Source organism: Flavobacterium plurextorum (assembly GCF_002217395.1).
GTDB lineage: Bacteria > Bacteroidota > Bacteroidia > Flavobacteriales > Flavobacteriaceae > Flavobacterium > Flavobacterium plurextorum.
In genome coordinates, this window is sequence record NZ_MUHD01000064.1 from 356 (window position 1) to 2,496 (window position 2,141).

Genomic DNA, 2,141 nt, shown 5'->3' on the forward strand with positions numbered 1-2,141 from the left:
TCGCAGGTTTTTTTCTTTTATACTGCTTTTCATTTTTTTTAAAACTGCTCAAAATCTCTGTGGCAAAATCGTGGCAGTTTCAAACGTCATGGAAAACTGCCACAGAATTCAAAGTAATCCCTTATAAACACAGGGGTTAACGAGGTTAACGACTTGTTTTTTTGATGCTGTAATTCTACATTTATTAATCTAAAAGACTGAATTATGTTAGAGAACAGTTTTGGGTTAGTTTTCTTTATGAAAATAACCAGTAATGACAAAAAAATTAGAACGGTTTATTTCAGAATAACCGTAAACGGTATTCCTAAGGAAGCATCTACCAAGCGAAAATGGGAGTATTCCAGATGGGACCAAAAGGCCGAACGTGCAGTCGGCACTAAAGAAGACGCAAAGTCTTTAAACTTCTTTCTAGATTCACTGACTCTAAAAATCAATGAAATCAAGACCGAAATGATGTACAGCAGAAAATCCATAACCGCTGAAAAAATTATGGATCATATTCTTGGAAGAGTAACTCCAAAAGTTAAAGTGCTGGAAGACTTTCAAAAGCACAATGACGAAATGAGAGCACTTCTTGGAAAAGGATATGCAAAAGGAACTCTTGACCGATTTACCATTACTAAAAATCACTTAACAGCTTTTATTAAATTTAAGTTCAAAAAAGAGGACTTAGATTTTACGGATCTGAATCTCGAATTCATAAAAGACTTTGAGTTTTATCTCAGAACAGTCCGCGACTGCAGCAATAACACTACTCTTAAATACATTGCCAATTTCAAAAAAATTGTGATTCGTGCAATCGACAATGAAATTATCAATAAAGATCCTTTTAAGAATTTTAAAGGCCGAAAAACTAAAATGGTAAAGAAACCTCTTACCACTCAGGAATTGTACGAACTGGAGAGACATTATTTTACTACCGACAGGCTTAATGTAGTCAGAGATGTATTTGTATTTCAATGTTACACGGGACTTGCTTACATTGATGCTTATCAATTGAAGAGAACTGATATTAAAAAAGGCATAGATGACAACCTATGGATTATGTCTGAGAGACAAAAAACCAATTCTACCACGAATATCCCACTGCTTCCTCAGGCTCTTAAAATTATTGAGAAATATAAAGAGCATCCACTTTGTATTCAACGCGGAACTGTACTGCCTGTTTCTTCTAATCAGAAAATGAATGAGTATCTTAAAGAGATTGCAATCCTCTGCGGATTTCCTTTTACATTAAATACACATATAGCACGTCGAACCTTTGGAAGCACAGTGACACTAAACAACAATGTTCCAATAAATGTCGTTAAAGAACTGCTGGGTCATGCGTCAGTAAAGCAGACTGAAGCATATGCCATAACTGAGCAGGCAACCATTGGACGTGAAATGTCTCTACTTAACAAAAAACTGAACAAAACCGCATCAAAGATGTCTAAGCCGGACTTAGCAGTTCTAAGCAGATTAGAAAAAGAAATCCAGGCAATTAAAAAAAAATACAATATTACTTCCTGATATTAGATCTCTGATACCAATTAAACTCCAAAAGAGGTTATCTCAAAATTCTTGAGGTAACCTCTTTTTACATCGCGTAACTTCACTTTTATAACCCGGATGATAGGACAGGCTATACTTTAAATAACCAAAACTCTAAAGCTGTTTAAAACATTCATTATAAATCGACCGCATATTTACATGCAACAACTAAAAAGAATGCAATTTCTCTTTTCTATTACTTTTTCTTTTCTGCTTCTAAAAAATCATAGTCATCTCCCTCTTTGTTTTTTACATCTTATGAAGCGAATTTATTTTATATTCTCTTTACTTCTACTCTTTAATTTCACGATGATTAATTCCAATACTTCTTTAAACTCTCAAAAAGAGAACTTAACTTTAAGTCATAATACTATGTTTTTTTTTTACCTGAAAAACTTTATCATAAAAACTTACATTCATACTCAAGCACCTCTCATAAGGTTGTAAGATTTACTTTATAGTAAAAAATAAAACTCGGCACCATATAACCAAATACATTTATTACTCCCTAATTAACTATACACTCTCTCCCATATTTCATCTTCATACGAATAATATGCCTAATTAAATATCAATTTGGACAAAATTGAAAGATTTTTAATCAAATT

General features: G+C 32.8%; 1 protein-coding gene. It reads left to right on the forward strand.

From position 1 onward, the window contains the following. Window positions 1–204 precede the first annotated feature (204 nt). On the forward strand, window positions 205–1,512 hold the full coding sequence (locus tag B0A81_RS21520) for a site-specific integrase (protein ID WP_089059922.1): 1,308 nt from the start codon (window positions 205–207) through the stop codon (window positions 1,510–1,512). Window positions 1,513–2,141: the final 629 nt, after the last annotated feature.